Below are 16,813 nucleotides of genomic sequence, written 5' to 3'. Positions count from 1 at the left end.
CGAACAGCAAGGTATCCCCGTCCATTGTCATCCCGGGCTCCATTTCTCTGACTAAAATCGTGGATAACGGATAATACGCTGCTGCATCTAAAAATCAGAAAGAGACTGCATTATATCTAAACAAATATGAGAGTCATTCTTATTTTCAAAATAATGTTATATCAGTCAGCATGAGATGGTTGATATCGTATCGATTGGATGTTTAAAATCATCTTCACTCAGCAAAATTGCCGCCCTCCGCCACGGTACAATCGAAAAGGACACACAGATATGATCCCGTCTTCCTCATCATCAATTCCGGTTGTACTGACCATAGCCGGTAGTGACAGCAGTGGCGGTGCGGGGATTCAAGCTGATATCAAAACTATTTCCGCAACCGGTAGTTATGCCTGCTCTGTGATGACCGCATCTACCGCTCAAAATACGCAAGGTATATTCGATGTATTCCCCTTCCCTGTCCGCCATGTGACGCAACAGCTTGATGCAGTGTTTTCAGACTTAAACATTGTGGCCGTCAAGATAGGAATGCTCGCCAATGCCGAGATTGTTGAAGCTGTCGCGGACAAGCTTCAGGCGGTTCGTCCCCGTCATCTGGTCATCGATCCTGTCTTGTTATCAACCAGTGGCCGGACGTTGCTGAGTCCGGCAGCCTTGAAACCATTACAAGACAGATTGCTGCCAATGGCTGATCTAATCACGCCAAATCTTCCTGAAGCAGCAGTGCTGCTTGGTTATCCGACGGAGAACTCAGGTGATAAGCAGATGTGGGCAAGCCCTGCAATGATTGCGGATTTACAACAACTCGGTCTGCCTGCTATTTTACTCAAAGGCGGCCATGCCGATGACCCGCATTACAGTCATGATTGGTTAATCACAGCCTCAGCAACAACAATGTTCAGCGCCCCTCGGATCCATGCAACAAATACCCATGGCACAGGCTGTACACTTGCTTCGGCCATTGCTTCTTACTTAGCCCGGGGTTATTCACTCCCTGCCGCAGTCGAAACCGCGAAAAGCTATATTACCGGTGCAATTCGTTATGCGCATCAATTGGATGTGGGTCAGGGAAAAGGGCCGCTACATCATTTCTATCCACAATCTGCTGCTCAATAATCAACGGCTCGTCAATCTGCTCCGTAGGTTCGGTATCATCAACCAATATAAACCGTAATCGGCATATTGGTCTGCTTCTCGATTGACTTCAACCGAGACAATAAAGCGGCACTGATGGCATGGCCTGCAGTTAACATCAGGTTGCCATTCGGCAGATAGAGATCGCGTTTAATCACCATCCCCGGTTTAATTTCACTCAAACCGATACAAAGTTCGACGCCTTCCTCGACCTTGCTGGGCTGTTTCAGCATCTCAAGGTACACTTCAACTACCTGCGGGTCATATATTTCACCTGCCTGTTGTTTGAGGTAGCCTTGCGCACTGCGAGTGGTCATTCTCTTCGGGTTATAAGGTGAAGCAACATAAAAATCATAATCTTTAATCACCTTAATCACTCTGGCGCCGATCGGTATCTCCTGCCCTCGCAAATGATCCGGCCGTCCCAGACCATTATAGAGTTCATCCTGATGACGAATAATTTCGACCAATGGCTCAAAACGCTTGATTCGTTCGACAATCGTTGCTCCGACAACCGCATTTGCGCTCGGTGAAATCGGGATTTGACTTTCCGGATCGACTTTGGTCATTTCAATTTCCGAATCCCGCGCACCAATCAGGCCAATCTGGTGCATGAGACCACACAAATAGATATGTCCGATTTCTGTCTCCGGTAATTTGAGACGCTGGGCAACGGATTTCGCCTGATTAGCTATCCGCTCAGCATGATCTGCGGGGAATCCAGTTCGATGCTGAATAATCGCAGTCACCATCCCCAGAATATCTCTGAAAGTTTTATTGCGGCTTTTCAACAACATTTCCAGCCGGGAGTTCGATGAACTTAATGCTTTGGTTCTTTCCTGAACTTGTAATTCCAGTTGATGGTTAAAATCAGATAATTTCTGATTGGATGCTTCCAACGCCTGGTTCATAGTTTCAAGCTGTTGATTACGTTCTTCGAGTTCTTGTGCTAATCGCTCTCTTTCTTTGGTTAAACGGAAAAATTCAGCAGATTTAGCAATGATCAGTTTTAAATTTTCATTATCCCAAGGTTTACTGATATAGGTGTGAATGCCTCCGGAATTCACCGCTCTGACGGTCGACTGAATATCGCTGTATCCCGTCAGAAGAATCCTGATCGCATCCGGTACAATTTCTTTCGCCTGAGATAAAAACTCCGCACCATCCATCTCGGGCATTCGCATATCGGAAATAATGATTGAGACTTCATTCTCTTTCAAATACGTCAATGCTTCCCGACCATCACTGAAACTCACGACATCATAATCAAGACGCAGCACCCGATTAAGCGCTTTCAGAATATCATTTTCATCATCTAATAAGAGCAGAGTCAGTCGTTCCGACGCTGTTGCATGGCTTTCCATGATGATCGCTCCCGCTTCTGTTTGCTGTGAGAGAACAATGTTGTGCTTGAACTGATCAGATCGAGCTACCGACCCCGAATCACTGCCAAGAGAATTTTCTCTGTAAGTAATTCAATTATATTATACTTTTCAAGAATTGGTGAAAAATGTCCCGGAAATGGATCGGTCATCAGCATTGATTTGATATCAGAGATGGCTTTGAGCGGCTCTGGCAGAGATGAGCCAAGGGAACATTAATTTGACGATTAGATTGCGCCTAAGGCATGCTGACAACACAAGGCAACCGAATCACCGCCTCAGTCCCTTTGCCTAATTCAGACTCAATCGAGATGAAACCAAGGTGCTCTTCAATAATTTCTTTGGCAACCGATAACCCTAACCCGGCACCGCTCCCCACTTGCTTGGTGGTAAAAAACGGCTCAAAAATATGTTGTAAATCTTCCTCGGCAATCCCTTTCCCGTTATCTTGGATCGACAAACAAAGATTGCGCTTTCTTGGCTGCAATATACTGGTTTCATATGTCAGCTGAATGCGAATCACACCATCGGCATTGGTAATCGACTGAAAAGCATTCATGAGCAAATGGATAAAAGCCTGTTGCAGCTTATTGGATTGGCCTTTGACATACATAGCTCGCTCCGGAGCCTGATAATCAATCTTAGCCCGCATCTTAAGCTCACCCAGAATCAGTCCCAGCGATGAACTAATCACATCCCGCAGGTCAACCACCCTAACGTTTGAACTGGCCACATGGTTGTAGACATTTAAACTCGAAACAACATTCTGAATTCGGGTCAAACCTTCAAGTGTCTCAGAGATGATATCCGCACTGTCATCCAGCACATCGGCTATGGTTGTTTTTTGTGCATCAGGCAATGCCGAAATCCACTGTTTAAATTCGTCCATATAGGCACTTAACGTCCCTAAATTACTCATAACGAATCCCAAAGGGTTATTAATTTCGTGGGCAACGCCCGCTGCCAGTTTCCCTAAAGAAGCAAATTTCTCGGTCTGTTCCATATCCCGCTTATGATATATCACCTCGGTCGATGTAATATAAGTGAGCGCAATCTTCACCGTTTCAACAATGTAATACAATGTCTCTAAATTGTGTTGCTGCCACAGCACTTCAGACGGGGAAGTCAAAAGCATCACATAGTGACGAGAACGAACCTGAACAGTCACCACCAGTGCTTTGCTCATTTTCGGGAAAAACGGGGCATAATGTTCAGCCCAGAAAGCAGAGTTTTCGAGTTGCTCAATCAAACAAAACTCATCTTGTGTCAAAACCGGAAAGGACTGCTCACAGATCGAACCGGTCAATACCGGATGAGAACGAATTAAACGCAGCACCTCAGGTTCATGGAGAGCAAACAGATAGACTTTTGTATTAGCAAAGGTTTTTCTCATGAAATCGAGAAACAGGTCGATGCTGTCGTCCTGACTTTCAGTTGCCAGCATCAACCGCAGAATATCCAGAAAAAGGGTTTGTTCTGTGTATTTTTTTTCTGTGCACTTTTTTTCTGTAAATGGCTGCACCGCTTCAGAAAAAATCACCGGTTTGACTTGAATGTCGTTTTTTATTGACGGATGTCCCACATTATCTACCCTTCACTGTTCAGGTCAAAACCAGACAGCACAACTCATCTTGTTGCTTGTGCAATGGCTTCATCGGTTGCGGTTACTTCATCGATAGGGAGCTGAATAATAAACTCACTGCCGACGCCGATCTCACTCTGAACGGCAATTGTCCCCTTATGCGTTTTAATAATCCCATAAGATACCGATAATCCCAACCCTGTGCCGGAGCCAACAGCTTTCGTAGTAAAGAATGGATCAAAAATACGATCCTGAATTTCAGGTGGAATGCCAGTTCCCGTGTCCCGAATCCGAATTTCAACATAGCGGTCATTGGCCTGATGTACAGCGATATAAATCGTTCCTTCCCCTTCAATTGCCTGACTGGCATTCAGTAAAACGTTCAGCAATACTTGGTTGATTTGCATAGGCTGACAATAAACATCCGGAATATCAGGCTGGTAATCTTTTTCAATCTTAATACTGTACTTAATCTCGTTATGAATGATTTTCAGTGTTGATTCAATCCCATTCACAAGACTCGCATATCCCCACTCCGAACCATCAACATGCGAGAAATCTTTCAGATTCTTCACAATCGACATCACCCGGGATGACCCTTCCAACGACTCCTGAATTAAATCAGATGTATCTCCTAAAATAAAATCAACTTGTTGCTGGTGTAAAACGGTTTCACAATGTTCCGCCAAAGCACGATCACCTGCCTCGTCAATCATCTCTTTCATCTTATCGATGACTTGAGCCAGGCGCTGAAAGTAATCATGCAATGTCTGAATATTCGATGTGATGAAACCGACCGGATTATTAATCTCATGCGCAATCCCCGCCGATAGCTGACCGATAGATGCCATTTTTTCAGATTGAATCAACTGCCCCTGAGTATCTTCCAGTTTCTTAATCAACAACTTTTGTGCTTGATGTTCAGCTTCCAATTGTTGGGAAATATTCCGTAGCTGCGCTTGCTGGCTGGCTTGAATGGTCACATCATAAATACACAGGCAAACATGCTCAATCGAGCCATCTTCATTATGAATCGGTATCACTTCTAAATTTTGGAACATCTGCTCTTCTTCGCCCGATACCGGACGAGAACTTTTGAAGGGTAAAACGTGGGGTTTTTGCTCCCATGACGAAAAACTCGATGATTCAATCACTAATGCAGTATCTATTTTGCGCTTCAGATAATCAGCCGACTGAGGAAATAGCGTCAGAACATTCTGCCCTTGCATTGTGTCACCCGCGTAGATCGCCCGTGACTGAAAATACTCATTTGCTTTAACAATCACGTAATCGTTACGAATAATACACAATGCAAAATTGAGCTGATCTAATAAATCTGACAGCAATAGCCTACTTTTTGCCATAGTGACTCCTATAATAATTCATCCAGGCGTTCAAGCATTCTGTCTAATTCCCTGTCCGCAAAACAGATAATCGTCCTCGCTGAAAACGAGTCTTTTTCAACCAGAAATGAAATTTCCATGATTAGAGAAAGCTTCCACTCAGAGATCGGTAAAGGTTGCTTAGAGGGTTCAAATAATACCGGCGGCTGAATCTTAGTTTTAACACCGATCTGTTCACACAACCCCCTGAGACTCGCTCCGGACAGAATATTCGAGATATCCAGAATACTTTCTTCTATATTAATTGAATTGGAAGTATCGCCCTTAATCCGATTCAAATCTGTCACAATCTGTTGGCACCCGAGACGACTGAGCAACGTAATCAGCTCCCCATCCATCCCGCCAAAAAATGACTGCCGCGTATAATAGTAATCCGCCTCTGATTTTTGCAGTCGGGCTAAATCTTCATCGGTGGCTAAACGAATATTCGGCACAGAAATCGTGATATGAAGATCGAGTAAAGTCGCCAGCTTATTCGCTGCCCGACCCATCGATATATTCATAAACTCTTGGAGCGCATCTTGGTGATCTGCGGAAAAAACCGTATTCATAGCAACCCTACCCCATGTAATACATGTTCCAATTGTGTCGGATCCAACGGCTTCTGAATAAATGATGCGGCACCTAATTGCTTCACTCTTTCCTGAGAATAAGGCTGAATATCTGCACTAATGACGATCACAATACTTTTCGCATCAATTTGATGCAGGTGCTCCAAAACCTGAAAACCATCCATTTCAGGCATGGTTAAATCGAGAAACATCACATCCGCCAGCCCCTGACTATAATTGAGAATCGCCTCTTTCCCATTCGACGCTTCGTGAATATTCACATCCCATCGCTCAGGTAATGCTCTCATCACTGATTTACGCGACATTTTTGAATCATCCGCTATCGTTACATTAATCGCCATTTACATCTCCCCCACAGTCAAAAATCCTCAACGCTGCGCTGTTGTGATATCACTTACAGCATATTGCAGTAATTATATTGTTTTTAATCATACGGTTATGCCGTTTCTAATAATAACGGGATTAGCGTTAGCACCACGTCACCGACAGAGTCGGGTAACTGCCCGGCAACTTGCTTCAGTTGTGCTTCCGTTTTTAATTTCTCAATCATATAAGCCAAACCAACAATACTGCCATACACGACTGTCTCATCCGGACTGAGAAAATCGATATTGCTCTGAGATAAAATAATGTCACCGATATCAATATCATATCCCCACAAAATCAGCAGATAAGCCGCGGCAACATGATGATCATAGAAACCCTCCTGTAATCCCAGATAGGTTCTGACATTTTCAAGCGTTGCACCTTCTTCAAGTACGAGTAGTGTGCCAATCGACGTCAATAGGCTGGCAACAAATACTTTATCCTGTTCACACCGGGCAAAACTCATCTCTTTCGCGATCAATCGTGCAATCGATCCGACTCTCAGAGCTCGTTCAGCGACTTGCTTATGCTGACTCGGTGAAACCCGGTGATGCTGAATTTGAGTTAACAAAGAAACCGCGATCGTTTCAATTAATGTCGCCCCTAATCGGCTGACCGCTTCAGAGAGCGAGTCGGTATGTCTTCTGAATCCAAAGTACGATGAATTAGCAATTTGGAATATCCGGGCAACTAACGAAGGCTCATGGCTGACAACATCAGCCATTAAATGCATGTCACAATTCGGGGAAGCAATCGTGCTCTGCAATTCCTGCACCGTATGTGGCAATACCGGCAAACCGGATAAAGAGCCTAATTTCTGTCTGCATTCAGCATTAAACGGCATTTTGTGCAAACGTTCTGCACACTGAAACAGGTGCTCAAAATCTTCCTGAGTAAAAGGTTTGGGTAAGACAAAGTGGGCATAACCGTGTGCTTTTTGGGGTAATTCTTGGGTTGTATCGCCCGTCAGCAGCACCCGGATCGATTCTGGCAAATTCATTTTGACTTCATTGAGTAATACATCACCACGCTTCTTTGGCATCAATAGATCAGAAATAAATATCGCCGGATGTTCAATTTCCGAAGCAGCCATAATCTCCTCCCACCTCATCGGCTCATCGAGGAGCAGGAACCGCCATTCGGGACGCAAACGACGCACCAGACGGCCAATGGCTTTTAGCATAAATTCATCATCATCAACACATATAACTTCAAGACTTGCCATAGCCTAATCCTTAATGCGCAGAATCCAGATAGTGGTTAATCTCCTGTGTCAGTTCATGACACCATTGTTCAACCACACTAAGCTGAGTCGTCTGCGCACAAATATTATTCGCTTCATTGAGCGAATTCGTTTCAATTTTCTGCAGAACTTCAGCAAGTTCATCGGCACCGATAAATCGGGCTGAGGATTTCATGCGGTGAGACGTCATTCTGACATGTTGTACATCACCTTTGTGCCAGTAGGAGCGTAACAAGGAGAGAGATTCGTCCAAGGAAGTAAGATAGCCGCTGAGCATCTCATCGACGTTTTCTTCACCAACCATGTCTGCAACCCTTGCCGGCTGAAAATACTGTAAGTCCGCCATGATCATTCCTCAAGGTAACTGAGATGAAATCGATACGTAATATTTTACGAACGCTGTTTTCTCAATGCGTTAGGTTTAGTGTAGCTGATTCTCAGCAACGCGAAGGGACAAAACAGTGCGCCTGTTAACAGAAATTCCGATGTTCTGTCAGCAAGAAATGAAAAATCCCCCGGAGCGCTTCGGGGGATCACTGATACATCAAACATCGCGGAGCACGATCAATATCGTTACGCCGCAACCTCGGATAACGCCTCTTTAATCGTCACCTCTATCGGTGTCGTGGCACGATTGAGAAGCTGGCTCAAATCACTCGATGGACTGAATAGATCACCGGCAGACGCACCGGTTTCAGAATTCCCTAATACCTTCGGAAATGGCGCCGGAACACCTGCATTCTCCAACGCTTGAATATAATCGGCTTCAGACAGATTCTGATAAACAATCGGCCGTCCTGTTGCCTCAGATAACATATTGGCAAATTCAGCCAGCGTGAAACCATGATCACCCGCCAGTTGGTAGATTTTGCCAGCCTGTCCGTCACGTGTCAGAACATGCGCTGCAGCTTCCGCATAATCGCGACGCGGCGCAGAACAGATACGTCCTTCTCCGGCACACCCAATCATAACTCCGTGTTGCAAAATCGCTGGGATCCCCATGGTATAGTTTTCCGAATACCAGCCGTTTCTTAAAATCACCGCAGGCAGTCCGGATTCTTGGATCATGGCTTCTGTCGCAACATGTTCTTCGGCCAGCATGAGTGAAGAACGGTCAGCATTCAAAATACTGGTATAAGCCAGTAAAGCAATATTCGCGGCTTTTGCGGCCTCAATCACAGCCCGATGCTGCTCAACACGCTGCCCCACTTCACTGGAAGAAATAAGCAGCACTTTATCCACACCGGCAAAGGCATCACGCAATGACTCTGGTTGAGAATAGTCGGCATACCGCACCTGAATTCCCTGCCCGGCCAGCTCCTTCGCTTTATCAACGTCACGAACCGCTGCGACAATTTGTGATGCAGGTACTTTCTGTAACAAAGCTTCAATCACGAGACGGCCAAGTTGGCCGGTTGCTCCAGTAATCGCTAACATAATTTCTCCTTTTACCTTGACTTGCTATCATCTCAAAATCAATTACGGCCTACTTATTGAGTATGACTGATTCATTGCTCACAAGACCGACTCATCCTATAATAGAACCAAAGCTAACTTTTAGTAAGTACGTACAAAAAGGTAAGTATGGAAAAAATATCTCAGTCTGAACAACATCAACGTGGTGATGTCTTTATTGCGCAATGTCCGTCGCGGGAGGTACTCAACCATATCACCAGCCGTTGGGGGATTTTGGTATTAATCGCTTTGAATGACGACGCGCGACATCGCTTTAGTGAATTGAGGAAGAAAATTACCGGGATCAGTGAAAAAATGCTGTCGCAGACCCTACAAACTTTAGAACGTGATGGTTTTCTGACGCGGATTGCGCATCCTGTAGTACCACCGCATGTGGAGTATCAGCTCACACCGCATGGTCACACCGTGACGCAAAAAGCAGCCGTTCTTATCGAATGGCTCGAAGACAATATTATCGATATCCGGCACATTCAACACCAGTATGATCAACAGCGAATGGCGCACGAATCAACATTTCAGGCAAAAAAATAAGCGTGCTTTCGGCACGCTTATTCATTACAAACACGTTATATCCCGCCAACAAATCATCAGTCTCAGATTTATTGTTCCATGGTTTCCAGAACCGATGAAACCTGAGCAGACTCTTGTTCATCAGCCGCACGCCAACCACCACCGAGTGCTTTATATAAATTGACCCGGCTCAGCAGTAAATTCAAATGCGATGACAATTCACTCTCCCGGGCGCTAAACAATGACCGTTGCGCGTCCAGAAGATCCATATAACTGTCATTCCCTTTTTCATAACGCATTTTTGCCAGCTCATAATACTCTTGATTCGCAGCCATATTATTCTGTTGCGCTTGCCACTCCTCCATATAATACGTCTGCCCTAACAAAGCATCAGAAACTTCTTTAAATGCAGTTTCAATCGCCTGCTGATAAGCAACAATCGAACTCTGTTTCTTGATTTTTGCCGCATCCAGAGACGCTTGATTACTTCCCCAATCGAAGATCGGTAAAGAAATAGAGGGTGAAAATTGCCAATACCCCGAATCTGAGTTAAATAATCCTGACAGGGAGTTACTGGCACTACCGGCATTCGCGGTTAAACGAATACTCGGGAAAAATGCAGCCCGGGCCGCACCGATGTTCGCATTGGCCGCCTTAAGTGCATGTTCAGCAGCCAGAATATCCGGACGCGTGAGCAACAGTTCCGATGATGTACCAACTTGCAACGCAGATAACATTTGCCCGCTTTCTTCAGGTAAACGGCCATCGATATATTGCATGATCGGTGCACCGACCAGCTGTCGCAACACATTGTATCCCTTCGCAACAGCCAACTTGTACTGTGCTTGCTTCGCTTGGGCGCTATATAATGCAGTCTTACTTTGTGCGAGCGTCAAAGCATCGCTATATCCGGCATCATAACGCGTTTGCACCAGTGACAAGGTTTCCTGATAGGCATCAACCGTTTCTGTCGTTAATGTCAGCAACTCTTGGTTGGTCAGCAAATTCATGTAGGCACTGGCAATTTCACTAATCAGCGCAATCACGGTACTGCGACGATTCTCATCCTGAGACAGATAACTCTCAAGCGCCTGCTCACTCAGGTTTTGTACCCGGCCAAACAGATCCAACTCATAACTCGTCACACCGACCGTTGCTTTATACTGCGAAGAATATGACTTGCCATTGCCTGTATTTGCATCAGAAAAACGTGTTCTCGAACCGCTTCCCGAGGCATCCAGCCCCGGATAGCGTTCAGCATCCTGAATTCGGTATGTTGCCCGTAAAGAAGCCACATTCAGCAATGTTGTTTTCAAGTCTTTATTATTTGCCAGCGCTAACTCAATCAGCGATTGTAACCGCTCATCCGGCATAAAAGTACGCCAGTCAGGCAGCTCGGTTTCAGCCGTCTGGCTTGCCTCAACACCTTGCCACCCTTGTGTTGACGGGGGTTCTGGCTGCTGATAATCCGGCGCCAGACTACAGCCACTTAAAACAGCAGTCATTATCAGCGGCAGTAACTTAATTTGCATCTGACTTATCCTCCACGGCAGGAGCGGCAGAGAGATCGCCTCTTGGTTTAGTGCGGAACAAACGCATTACCAAGACAAAGAACACCGGAACAAAGAAAATAGACAACACCGTTGCAGACACCATGCCGCCGACAACCCCCCAACCAATCGCATTCCGGCTGGCAGCCCCCGCACCACTACTCAGTGCCAACGGTAAAACCCCCAGAATAAATGCAAAAGAGGTCATCAGAATCGGACGTAAACGCATCCGACAAGCTTCAACGGTTGCTTTGAACAGATCCATGCCCTCATCATATTGGGCTTTGGCAAACTCAACGATCAGAATCGCATTTTTCGCCGACAAACCAATCGTCGTCAACAGGCCGACCTGAAAGTAAACATCGTTCGCTAATCCTTTCAGGGTGGTCGCTAATACAGCCCCGAAAATCCCCAACGGCACAATCAAAATCACCGAGAAAGGAACACTCCAACTTTCATAAAGTGCAGCCAGACAGAGGAATACGATAAGCAAAGAAATACCATACAGTAACGAGGCTTGGGAACCGGACTGTCTTTCCTGATACGAAGATCCACTCCATTCCACATCAAAGCCTTTTGGCAACTGGCGAACCATTTTTTCAATCTCAAGCATCGCCTCACCAGAGCTCTTTCCGGGCGCAGCCGAACCCTGAATATTGACCGCAGGGGAAGCATTAAAACGCTCCAGTCGTGGCGATCCATAGGTCCAGTACGTTTTGGCAAAGGCGTTAAACGGCACCATGTCCCCCTCTGAATTGCGAACATGCCACAGGTCGAAGTCTTCAGGGTTCATCCGAAATGGCGCATCAGCCTGAACGTACACTTTCTTAATCCGCCCGTTATCGACAAAGTCGTTCACATAAGTCGAACCCCATGCCGTCGATAAGGTTGAGTTAATATCGTTCACAGAAACGCCCATTGCCATCGCTTTTTCATAATCGATATCAATCCGGAGCTGAGCGGTATCTTCCATCCCGTTTGGCCGGACAGACACCAGATTCGGGTTCTTTGCTGCCATTCCCAACAGTTGGTTACGAGCCTGGATCAATGCCTCATGACCGAGGTTACCCCGGTCAACCAGATAAGCATCAAAGCCACTGGCTGTTCCCAACGAAATAATCGGAGGCAAGTTGAACGCAAATATTTGCGCTTCTTTGATCTGTCCCAGAGCGCCCCATGCTCGCCCGATAATGGCTTCGACGGACTGTGAAGGCTTGGTTCGTTCACTCCAGTCAGTGAGTTTGACGAATGCCAGCCCCATATTCTGGCCGCGACCGGCAAAACTAAACCCTGCAACAGTAAAGACCGAAACCACATCATCTTTTTCATCTTGCAAGAAGTGACCCCGGATTTTCTCCATCACGTTGAGTGTCCGTTCTTGCGTTGCACCGGAAGGTAGTTTAACCATCACCATTAAGACACCCTGATCTTCATCAGGCAAAAATGAAGTCGGTAGTTTGTGCCACAACAAACCTAAGCCACCGACGATTAAGACATAAACTACCAGATATCTGATTTTCTGATGAATTCCTTTTTCGACCGTGCCTTTATAACGCACCGTTCCCTGATTAAACAATCGGTTAAACAGGCCAATCGGTCCGCGTTTTGCCTGATGACTACCTTCTGAAAGCGGCTTCAGAATCGTCGCACACAGTGCCGGTGTAAGGATCATCGCCACCAACACAGACAGCGCCATAGAAGAGACAATCGTCAAGGAGAACTGCCGGTAAATCGCCCCGGCGGCACCACCAAAGAAAGCCATTGGAATAAATACCGCACTCAGAACCAGAGCAATACCAACCAATGCACCGGTAATCTGCCCCATCGACTTACGGGTTGCTTCTAATGGCGATAAACCATCCTCAGCCATCACCCGCTCGACGTTCTCGACCACGACAATTGCGTCATCCACCAGCAGACCGATCGCCAGCACCAAACCAAACATCGTCAGAGTATTAATCGAAAAGCCGAAGGCAGCCATGATGCCCATCGTCCCCAATAACACCACCGGTACCGCAATGGTCGGAATCAGAGTCGCACGGAAGTTCTGCAAGAAGAGGTACATGACCAAAAAGACCAGCACGACCGCTTCAATCAGGGTATGAACCACCTCTTCAATCGAAATTTTAACGAATGGGGTCGTGTCATACGGATAAACGATTTTCAGAGAGTTGGGGAAGAATTGTTTCAGTTCTTCCATTTTGGCACGTACAGCATCCGCTGTATCCAGTGCATTAGCGCCTGTCGCAAGCCGAATCGCCAGACCGGTCGCCGGTGAACCATTAAACTCAGCAACAGCGGCATAACTTTCACCACCGATTTCAACGCGTGCAACGTCCTGTAACCGGATTTGAGAGCCATCCGTATCAACTTTAAGCAAAATATTTTTGAAATCTTTTACGCTCTTCAGACGCCCCTGAGCCGTGATCGTTGCAGTCAGTTGCTGCCCTTTTACTGCGGGCGTGCCACCCAGTTCACCGACGGATACTTGGGTATTCTGAGACTGAATCGCACTGACAACATCATTAGAAGTCAGACTGAATTTGTTCAGTTTGTGTGGATCAAGCCAGATTCGCATCGCATGTTGCGCCCCAAAAACTTGGGTTTCACCCACGCCCTGCACACGGCTAATCGGATCTTTTACGTTTGAAACGATGTAATCCGCGATACCGGTGTTATCCATGCTGCCATCAGAAGAAATAAAACCGATGACCATCAAGAAACTACTGGTTGATTTTGCAACCGTAATCCCCCGCGTCACAACCGACTCAGGCAGAGACGATTCAACGGCAGACAATTTATTCTGTACTTGAACCTGTGCGATATCAGGGTCTGTCCCCGTCGCAAACGTCAGACTGATAGAAAATGAACCGGACGAATCACTGTTGGAAGACATATACAACAGGTTATCGATACCGTTCATGTTTTGTTCGATAACCTGCGTCACACTGTTTTCCACGGTTTTCGCAGATGCACCGACGTAAACACCAGAAATGCTAACCGCTGGCGGCGCAATCTGCGGATACTGTTCAATCGGTAAGGTTTTGATAGACAGAACACCGGCCAGCATGATGACGATCGCGATCACCCATGCAAAAATCGGTCTGTCGATAAAAAAGCGAACCATATCTTATTGCCCCTGCTCTACCATGTTTGCCGTCACCATCGCTCCCGGACGAATTTTTTGTAATCCGTTTACGATAACTTTGTCTCCGGCTTTAAGGCCGGAATCAACCAACCATTGAGTTCCGACAATCCGGTTGGTGGTGATCACATGATCTTCGACTTTGTTTTCTGCATTAATAACCATCACGTGGGCTTGGCCTTGGGCATCACGCACCACAGCAGCCTGAGGGACCAAAATCGCTTTTTCACGGTATTCTGTCGGCACATCAGCTCGGACATACAGCCCCGGCAGCAAAACCTGATCAGGGTTTGGTAGTAAAGCACGCAGATTTACTGTACCGGTTTTCTCATTCACCGTTACATCAGCAAACTGTAACGTCGCTTCCTGTTCAATTTGGGTCCCGTCATCGAGACTCAATTTAATGCCGCTGAGTTTCTTGTCACCGCCGACAGTCTGTTTTCTCAGTTTCAACAGTTCATTACTGGATTGAGAAAGATCGACGTATAAAGGATCAAGTTGCTGAATCGTTGCCAAATAGTTCGTCTGATTTGTGGTCACCAGTGCACCTTCGGTCACACTTGATTTACCAATCCGTCCGGAAATCGGTGCCTTAATATGGGTATAATCTAAATTGATCTGCGCAGATTTCACGGAGGCTTCAGCAGACATCACCGCAGCAAGCGCTTCACGGTAAGTCGCGCGGGAATCTTCATAATCCTGTTCACTGATCGCACGGCTTTTCACCAGTGTCTGATAACGTTCAGCTTGTAGTTTCGCTTTTTCTAACGTGGCTTGAGCAGAAGCAAGGCTGGCCTTAGCACTATCAAGCGTCGCTTCATATGTTGCGGGGTCGATTTGGTATAACACCTCGCCTTTTTTGACGAGACTCCCTTCAACAAATAAACGTTTAATGATAATCCCAGCCACCTGAGGTCTCACTTCCGCCACCCGGTAGGCACTTGTCCGGCCGGGGAGACGAGTCGTCAACTCAACAGGCTGATATTGAATCGCAACAGCATCGACCGCGACAGCTTGTGGCTTTTGTGGTGCGGTTGCTTCAGCCTGAGAGCCATCCGGCTGGCATCCGGCAAGTGTAAACACCAGCCCAAAGGCAACTAGTGACCGGCGATAAAAGGGGAAGGTTTTCGTCATGAATTACTCTCCTAAAACTATGCTACTGGTACTCAAGTTACATCACTTCAGCACCTCATTCCTTATTCTGTACGTGATTCAGTCATCATTGTGTTCACAGTGACGCTGCGAAGAATTTCTACAAGCCTACACAAATCAAGCAGCATCAATCACCCATACGTATAGAGTATGGAGGCACTTTATCAGCCGTCACAAATCATACTGTCACCAAATGACAGAGAACTAACTATATTCTAGATATTTATCGGGTTAAAGCGTGGTTAATAATGACCATATTTTAAGTAATTGAAGTAATTAATATAATATATTTATCAATGAATATTCATAACAGGAATGATAGATTACCATACAAGTTGAATATAATTATTACAGATACTTATCTGAAATAAGATCGGTACAAACAAAAAAAACCAATCAAAATGATTGGGTTTCAAGTCGGCATGAACAGCGCAATTTGAATCAGGAATGTGCTCTCGCAGTCTGGATATAAATATCTCTGAGCTGCAACGCAATCGACCCCGGCTGACCATCACCAACGGGCTGGTCATCGATTGCCACAACCGGCCAGACAAACGTAGTTGCCGAACTGATAAATGCTTCCTTGGCTTGCATGGCTTCTTCGATAGTAAATAAGCGTTCTTCAATCGCCACTCCGGTATCCTGAACCAGCTTCATCAAAGCCGCACGAGTAATCCCATGCAAGATATCATGACTGAGTGGCCGAGTGACTAATGTCCCTTCTTGCGTCACAATGTAAGCATTGCTGGAACCGCCTTCAGTCACATATCCGTCTTCAATGAGCCACACATCATCAGCTCCCGCTGCATGTGCTGCATGTTTTGCCAGACACGCCGGCAACAGACTGGTGGTTTTAATATCCCGGCGCTTCCAGCGGATATCACCAAATGAAATCACTTTAATCCCATGTTTCACTTTCGGGCTATCAACCAATTGCTTTGCCTGAGTAAATAAAACTAATGTCGGCTCAATCGCATCTTGGTAAGAAAAGTCACGATCCCCTTCATTACCCCGGGTTAATTGCAGATAGATGCCCCCTTCAACCAGATGATTTTTTTCGATCAACGTCTGCTGAATGGACGTCAGCTGTTCTGCTGTCGTCGGCATTTTGATCCCTAACTCACGACAAGAACGCTCCAGACGGGCAAGATGTCCCGCATTATCAATCAGTTTACCATCCAATACCGATGTCACTTCATACACGGCATCAGCAAACAGAAAACCTCGGTCAAAAATTGATACTTTCGCTTCTGATTCAGGAACATACGCCCCATTAACATAAACAATCCGTTCCATAATTT

General features: G+C 46.0%; 14 protein-coding genes. 2 read left to right on the top strand and 12 right to left on the bottom strand.

Translation table 11 applies throughout. The features are described from left to right. Nucleotides 1-270: 270 nt before the first annotated feature. Complete coding sequence (gene thiD, locus VR7878_RS03745) at nucleotides 271-1,113, top strand: bifunctional hydroxymethylpyrimidine kinase/phosphomethylpyrimidine kinase (protein ID WP_077333660.1); 843 nt, start codon at nucleotides 271-273, stop codon at nucleotides 1,111-1,113. A 38-nt stretch (nucleotides 1,114-1,151) separates the two neighbouring features. On the opposite strand, the gene VR7878_RS03740 is transcribed toward thiD, so the two are convergent. From VR7878_RS03740 to VR7878_RS03705, 8 genes are all read right to left on the bottom strand, one after another. Beyond that, entirely contained in the window at nucleotides 1,152-2,495 is a 1,344-nt protein-coding gene (locus VR7878_RS03740) for a response regulator (protein WP_077333586.1), read from the bottom strand. Between the two features lie 256 nt (nucleotides 2,496-2,751). Further along, entirely contained in the window at nucleotides 2,752-4,095 is a 1,344-nt protein-coding gene (locus VR7878_RS03735; protein WP_077333585.1) for a sensor histidine kinase, read from the bottom strand. Nucleotides 4,096-4,139: 44 nt separating this feature from the next. Then, a complete protein-coding gene (locus tag VR7878_RS03730) occupies nucleotides 4,140-5,459 on the bottom strand; it encodes an ATP-binding protein (protein WP_077333584.1) in 1,320 nt (439 codons plus the stop codon). An 8-nt stretch (nucleotides 5,460-5,467) separates the two neighbouring features. After that, nucleotides 5,468-6,049: a chemotaxis protein CheC gene (locus VR7878_RS03725; RefSeq protein ID WP_077333583.1), complete on the bottom strand. Its 582-nt coding sequence runs from the start codon at nucleotides 6,047-6,049 to the stop codon at nucleotides 5,468-5,470. Then, nucleotides 6,046-6,411 (bottom strand): response regulator, encoded by a 366-nt coding sequence (locus tag VR7878_RS03720; RefSeq protein ID WP_077333582.1) that lies wholly within the window; start codon nucleotides 6,409-6,411, stop codon nucleotides 6,046-6,048. Before VR7878_RS03720 ends, VR7878_RS03725 begins: the two co-directional genes overlap by 4 nt. Before the next feature lie 95 nt (nucleotides 6,412-6,506). After that, nucleotides 6,507-7,661, bottom strand: a complete 1,155-nt coding sequence (locus VR7878_RS03715) for an HDOD domain-containing protein (RefSeq protein WP_077333581.1) — start codon at nucleotides 7,659-7,661, stop codon at nucleotides 6,507-6,509. A 10-nt stretch (nucleotides 7,662-7,671) separates the two neighbouring features. Next, nucleotides 7,672-8,025 (bottom strand): Hpt domain-containing protein, encoded by a 354-nt coding sequence (locus VR7878_RS03710; RefSeq protein WP_159440426.1) that lies wholly within the window; start codon nucleotides 8,023-8,025, stop codon nucleotides 7,672-7,674. Nucleotides 8,026-8,252: 227 nt separating this feature from the next. Continuing rightward, nucleotides 8,253-9,116, bottom strand: a complete 864-nt coding sequence (locus VR7878_RS03705) for an SDR family oxidoreductase (protein ID WP_077333578.1) — start codon at nucleotides 9,114-9,116, stop codon at nucleotides 8,253-8,255. Between the two features lie 147 nt (nucleotides 9,117-9,263). Between VR7878_RS03705 and VR7878_RS03700 the strand changes: the two genes are divergently transcribed. Further along, nucleotides 9,264-9,686: a winged helix-turn-helix transcriptional regulator gene (locus VR7878_RS03700; RefSeq protein WP_139344001.1), complete on the top strand. Its 423-nt coding sequence runs from the start codon at nucleotides 9,264-9,266 to the stop codon at nucleotides 9,684-9,686. Between the two features lie 68 nt (nucleotides 9,687-9,754). On the opposite strand, the gene VR7878_RS03695 is transcribed toward VR7878_RS03700, so the two are convergent. The 4 genes from VR7878_RS03695 to VR7878_RS03680 all read right to left on the bottom strand — a co-directional run bounded on the left by VR7878_RS03695 (nucleotide 9,755) and on the right by VR7878_RS03680 (nucleotide 16,808). After that, a complete protein-coding gene (locus VR7878_RS03695; protein WP_077333576.1) occupies nucleotides 9,755-11,197 on the bottom strand; it encodes an efflux transporter outer membrane subunit in 1,443 nt (480 codons plus the stop codon). Beyond that, entirely contained in the window at nucleotides 11,187-14,342 is a 3,156-nt protein-coding gene (locus VR7878_RS03690) for an efflux RND transporter permease subunit (RefSeq protein WP_077333574.1), read from the bottom strand. Before VR7878_RS03690 ends, VR7878_RS03695 begins: the two co-directional genes overlap by 11 nt. Nucleotides 14,343-14,345: 3 nt before the next feature. Then, a complete protein-coding gene (locus VR7878_RS03685) occupies nucleotides 14,346-15,494 on the bottom strand; it encodes an efflux RND transporter periplasmic adaptor subunit (protein WP_077333572.1) in 1,149 nt (382 codons plus the stop codon). 459 nt (nucleotides 15,495-15,953) lie between these two features. Next, nucleotides 15,954-16,808 (bottom strand): D-amino-acid transaminase, encoded by an 855-nt coding sequence (locus VR7878_RS03680; RefSeq protein WP_077333570.1) that lies wholly within the window; start codon nucleotides 16,806-16,808, stop codon nucleotides 15,954-15,956. Nucleotides 16,809-16,813: the final 5 nt, after the last annotated feature.

It is taken from the genome of Vibrio ruber DSM 16370, assembly GCF_900163965.1.
GTDB classification, from domain to species: Bacteria; Pseudomonadota; Gammaproteobacteria; order Enterobacterales; family Vibrionaceae; genus Vibrio; species Vibrio ruber.
Note: the sequence above shows the minus strand (reverse complement) of the source record. Positions and strands in the feature narration are given on the sequence as shown.

What these genes read in the sequence shown, in the direction of transcription:
- thiD (WP_077333660.1), top strand. Translation starts at nt 271, where the DNA reads ATGATCCCGTCTTCCTCATCATCAATTCCGGTTGTACTGACCATAGCC.
- VR7878_RS03740 (WP_077333586.1), bottom strand. Translation starts at nt 2,495, where the DNA reads ATGGAAAGCCATGCAACAGCGTCGGAACGACTGACTCTGCTCTTATTA.
- VR7878_RS03730 (WP_077333584.1), bottom strand. Translation starts at nt 5,459, where the DNA reads ATGGCAAAAAGTAGGCTATTGCTGTCAGATTTATTAGATCAGCTCAAT.
- VR7878_RS03725 (WP_077333583.1), bottom strand. Translation starts at nt 6,049, where the DNA reads ATGAATACGGTTTTTTCCGCAGATCACCAAGATGCGCTCCAAGAGTTT.
- VR7878_RS03720 (WP_077333582.1), bottom strand. Translation starts at nt 6,411, where the DNA reads ATGGCGATTAATGTAACGATAGCGGATGATTCAAAAATGTCGCGTAAA.
- VR7878_RS03715 (WP_077333581.1), bottom strand. Translation starts at nt 7,661, where the DNA reads ATGGCAAGTCTTGAAGTTATATGTGTTGATGATGATGAATTTATGCTA.
- VR7878_RS03710 (WP_159440426.1), bottom strand. Translation starts at nt 8,025, where the DNA reads ATGGCGGACTTACAGTATTTTCAGCCGGCAAGGGTTGCAGACATGGTT.
- VR7878_RS03705 (WP_077333578.1), bottom strand. Translation starts at nt 9,116, where the DNA reads ATGTTAGCGATTACTGGAGCAACCGGCCAACTTGGCCGTCTCGTGATT.
- VR7878_RS03700 (WP_139344001.1), top strand. Translation starts at nt 9,264, where the DNA reads ATGGAAAAAATATCTCAGTCTGAACAACATCAACGTGGTGATGTCTTT.
- VR7878_RS03695 (WP_077333576.1), bottom strand. Translation starts at nt 11,197, where the DNA reads ATGCAAATTAAGTTACTGCCGCTGATAATGACTGCTGTTTTAAGTGGC.
- VR7878_RS03690 (WP_077333574.1), bottom strand. Translation starts at nt 14,342, where the DNA reads ATGGTTCGCTTTTTTATCGACAGACCGATTTTTGCATGGGTGATCGCG.
- VR7878_RS03685 (WP_077333572.1), bottom strand. Translation starts at nt 15,494, where the DNA reads ATGACGAAAACCTTCCCCTTTTATCGCCGGTCACTAGTTGCCTTTGGG.
- VR7878_RS03680 (WP_077333570.1), bottom strand. Translation starts at nt 16,808, where the DNA reads ATGGAACGGATTGTTTATGTTAATGGGGCGTATGTTCCTGAATCAGAA.